This is a genomic window from Bradyrhizobium sp. in8p8 (genome assembly GCF_000426845.1).
GTDB classification, from domain to species: Bacteria; Pseudomonadota; Alphaproteobacteria; order Rhizobiales; family Xanthobacteraceae; genus Bradyrhizobium; species Bradyrhizobium japonicum_C.
This window is the reverse complement of sequence record NZ_AUGD01000044.1, coordinates 1-3,696: the sequence shown is the minus strand read 5'-3', so window position 1 is coordinate 3,696 and position 3,696 is coordinate 1. Positions and strand designations below refer to the sequence as shown.

The following is a 3,696-nucleotide window of genomic DNA, read 5'->3' as shown; positions in this document are numbered from 1 at the left end:
CCGGACCTCAGGCGAAAATTTGTTCGTCGTCTTGCTTGTCATGGCTCCATCCTCTCAGGAGTTGGAGCCTCCGGCAAACCCGGGGCGGTTCAATGCTGGCCTACACACGCTACGTGCTCGACGCTGGAATGCGCGGCGATCTGCTGGCACTCAGGGTGGCGCTTGCCCCCTGCGTGATCGGGTACGCGGAGATCGCCACGCGGCTCGCCTCGGGACCCGATGCGGACGCTGCGGCGAACTCCTATCGCGTTTGGATCGCCGAGTACGCCGGCGCGCCATACCAGGAGGTTGCGGCGAAAGCGCGAGCGCACTTGGAGCATCTCGCCGATCTCTACGCCACGCCGGCCCGCGAAGCAGAGCTGATTGCGATCTTCAAGGAAGCCACCCGACTTGAAACAGATTTCTGGGAGATGGGCTGGCGCGCGGGCCAGCGTGTCGAATAGCCGTTCGGCAATCGTCAGGTTCATAACCTGAAGGTCATAGGTTCAAATCCTATCCCCGCAACCATCTCAACTTGCGATTGGCCCGCCCCTCCGGCGGGCCTTTTGCTTTTGAGCGAAATCGCAAGGATTCCAGCCAGATCGCCGCGCACGTCGATCTTCAGCTCGTCGTCCTCCGGCGTCAGGATGATGTCCCGCACGAGTGAGCGGATCAGGTCGGCCGCAGTCATCCGCTTCGCCTCCGAATCCTCCTGAAGCGCCGCGTACAGCTCGTCGACCTGGACGTGGTAGTGATGAGCCATGTTCGGATGAAGGAGGGGGGGCGGCTCTTCCGCCTCTCGCAGGAACGCCTTCAGCTCTTTCTGACGACGCTCCAGGACGACCATCTTCTCATTGAGACGATCGGCAGCGCCGCCCTTCAGGATGAGGTTCAGGAGCGTATCGAGTTCCCGGTCTATCCGTTTGACCTCGGCTTCGGCCGCATCGATCGAGGCTCGGCCCTCCATGCGGAGCCGGTTCATCTCGCGGGTGAACTCGTCGCAGAACTCCTTGAACAGCTCGGGGTCCATCAGGTGATGGCGCAGCGCGTTGAGGACGCGCGCCTCAAGCTGATCGCGCCGGATGTTTTTGCGATTGTCGCAGGTGCCCTTGTTGCGGGCCGTCGAGCAGCCGACCAGATCAGCCGAGATCATCGAGTAACCGCCGCCGCAACAGCTGCACTTAGTCAGGCCCGAGAAGAGGTATTTGGGGCGCCGGCGTTCCCGGAAGTGGTTCTCGGTCTCGCCGTCGTCGCTACGGTTCTGTTTGACGGCCTGTTGCCGCTTCTTCACGGCCTGCCAGAGATCGTCGTCGAGGATGCGTAACTCCGGCACGTCTTGAATGATCCAGTCCGCCTCCGGGTTCATCCGCGCCTGGCGCTTGCCCGTGTCCGGGTCTTTAATGAATCGCTGCCGGTTCCAGACCAGCTTGCCGACATACATCTCGTTGTTGAGGATGCCGTTGCCGCGCTTCGGGTTGCCGTTGATGGTGCTGAAGCCCCAATCGCCGCCGCCCGGTGCGGAGATGCTATCCTTGTTCAGCTCGAAGGCGATCCGCTTGGCCGATTTGCCCGCGGCATAGTCGCGGAAGATACGGCTGACGACATCAGCCTGAACCTCATTGATGGTCCGGTCGCCACGCACCGGCTCGCCGCTGGCGTCGAACTTCTTGACCACATCATAGCCATAGGAATTGCCGCCACCGGACTTGCCCAGCTCGACGCGGCCACGCTGACCGCGCCGCGTCTTGTCGGCGAGATCCTTCAGGAACAGGGCGTTCATCGTGCCCTTGAGCCCGACATGGAGATGCGTGACCTCGCCCTCGGATAGAGTGACGATCTTCACGTCCGAATAGGCCATCCTCTTATAGAAGCCGGCGATGTCTTCCTGATCGCGCGACAGGCGATCCATCGCCTCCGCCAGCACATAGCGGAACCGGCCGCGCGTGGCGTCCGAGATCAGGGCCTGGATACCGGGGCGCAGGAGCGAGGCGCCGGAGATCGCGTGATCGGTATATTCCTCAACCACCTGCCAGCCTTGCTTCTCGGCGTGGAGACGGCAGATGCGGAGCTGGTCGGCGATCGAGGCGTCGCGTTGATTGTCGGATGAATAGCGTGCGTAGATCGCAACCTTCACGATGCATTCTCCTGGGATGTCAGGAGCGCGGCGTGCGGCGCCCTTTCATCTGTTCCTCGTAAATCTCCCGTGCAGCTCGCCGGGCGAGCAACCGTACCAGCTCTATCAAGCGTGGGTCGGAGCCTTCGCCACGCCGCGCGAGCGTCAGCTCCGGCTCTATGAGCCGAAGCGCGCTCGTCTGCTTTGGGCGGTTTTTGTGATCCATCGTCGCGCCGTTTGATGTCGGTTGCAAGTTGATGGGTTTCACGATCCTTGTGAATCCAAGTATAGGCAACGGAAATCAAAGGCGAATACTCGGCGGAGAAAGGAGCTGATGCGCGCGGCATAGCGTGCTCCAGCGACGAACAGAATACGCTGGCGTCGTGAAATGACCTGCTAAAATGCCGCGAAACCTGCTCCATGTGACCTCCTCGACCGCCATCCCTTTGAACGTCTTTCATCAAGACAGTCGGGCTGCGAACAGAGCCGATAATAGCGTATTGCGTTTGGCGCTACAAGCGGCTATATTTCAGTCAAGGAGAATGGTCATGGCTGCCACCGTTGAACGCAAGGAATACCCGATCTCGATGCGCCTGCCGGAAGCGGACGTCGCGATGATCGATCGCGCAGCCACCTTGCGTGGCCGTTCTCGGACGGATTTCGTGCGTGATGCCGCCGTGCGCGCTGCCGAGGAAGTCGTCATGGAGCAGGGGCTGATCCGCATGAGCCCGGAGGGCTTCGCCGACTTCATGGAAATCCTGTCCCGTCCGCCCACCATCGTTCCTGAGATGATGGAAGTGCTCCAGCGGCCTGCGCCGTGGGAACCCGGCTACGTCACGAAGCGGTAAGCCGTGGCTTTATCAGCTCCTGAACCGCTTACTGCCGAGCATGACGTTTCCGAGTTCTCCTGTGGCAAACCGACACTCGATCATTGGCTGAAAACGCGCGCCCTTGCCAATCAGGAAAAGGGCTTCACCGCGGTCGTGGCCGTCCATGATGCCGGGCGCGTCGTCGGATATTATGGTCTTGCACCGACGGGGGCTGTCCCTTCGATCCTGCCTCGCGCAATTCGCACTGGACAACCACCCAATCCCGTTCCCTGCCTGCTGCTCGGGCAACTCGCGACGGATACGGCCTGGGCCGGACAGGGCATCGGCACCGGCTTGATGAAGCATGCCCTTGAGCGTTGCGTTCAGGCTGCGCGTCTGGTCGGCGGGCGCGCGCTGATGGTCAACGCCGTCGATGAAGAGGCTGCCCGGTTCTGGCAGCGACGCGGCTTTCTTCGCTCGAAGGACGACCCGTTGGTCCTGCTCCGGTCGATCGCCGATATCGCCGCGATGCTGGCGGCAGGTGGAATCGGCCGCGAGGGATGAGCCTGGTCCGGCTCAATATGGTGAAGGGGGAAGTCTTCCCCTGCGGCCGAGCCTGTAGTCTCGGCCGACCCCTTCGAGCGGGGAGACCCCGCAACGCCCCTGAAGAGTGAGAGTGGGGATCGGAGATCCAGTAGAGTGTCCGCCGTCAGCGCCCTTGAGACAGATTCGGGATTTTCGGGAAGGGAGGATTTCTGGATCATCGCAGCCATTCAGGAGCGCAGATGAGACAGA

At 61.8% G+C, this 3,696-nt stretch carries 3 protein-coding genes, 1 tRNA gene and 1 pseudogene; 4 read left to right on the top strand and 1 reads right to left on the bottom strand.

Features of this window, described 5'->3' with window-relative positions; translation table 11 throughout:
* Positions 1-92: 92 nt before the first annotated feature.
* Both K408_RS40830 and K408_RS0136635 read left to right on the top strand, forming a co-directional pair.
* A pseudogene (locus tag K408_RS40830) lies at positions 93-443 on the top strand (thiaminase II/PqqC family protein); the annotation flags it as partial.
* A tRNA-OTHER gene (locus tag K408_RS0136635) sits at positions 422-507 on the top strand. The pseudogene K408_RS40830 and the gene K408_RS0136635, both read left to right, overlap by 22 nt.
* On the opposite strand, the gene K408_RS40825 is transcribed toward K408_RS0136635, so the two are convergent.
* A complete protein-coding gene (locus K408_RS40825; protein ID WP_080655039.1) occupies positions 464-2,113 on the bottom strand; it encodes a recombinase family protein in 1,650 nt (549 codons plus the stop codon). The two genes, K408_RS0136635 and K408_RS40825, sit on opposite strands and share 44 nt — an antisense overlap.
* Before the next feature lie 527 nt (positions 2,114-2,640).
* On the opposite strand from K408_RS40825, the gene K408_RS0136610 reads away from it, so the two are divergent.
* Together K408_RS0136610 and K408_RS0136605 are read left to right on the top strand one after the other, a co-directional pair.
* Positions 2,641-2,940 (top strand): type II toxin-antitoxin system TacA family antitoxin, encoded by a 300-nt coding sequence (locus K408_RS0136610; RefSeq protein WP_024343503.1) that lies wholly within the window; start codon positions 2,641-2,643, stop codon positions 2,938-2,940.
* 3 nt (positions 2,941-2,943) lie between these two features.
* On the top strand, positions 2,944-3,465 hold the full coding sequence (locus K408_RS0136605; protein ID WP_024343504.1) for a GNAT family N-acetyltransferase: 522 nt from the start codon (positions 2,944-2,946) through the stop codon (positions 3,463-3,465).
* The last annotated feature ends 231 nt before the right edge of the window (positions 3,466-3,696 follow it).

Bases quoted from the DNA above. Each gene is read 5' to 3' on its own strand.
- K408_RS0136610 (WP_024343503.1), top strand. From the start codon at position 2,641: ATGGCTGCCACCGTTGAACGCAAGGAATACCCGATCTCGATGCGCCTG.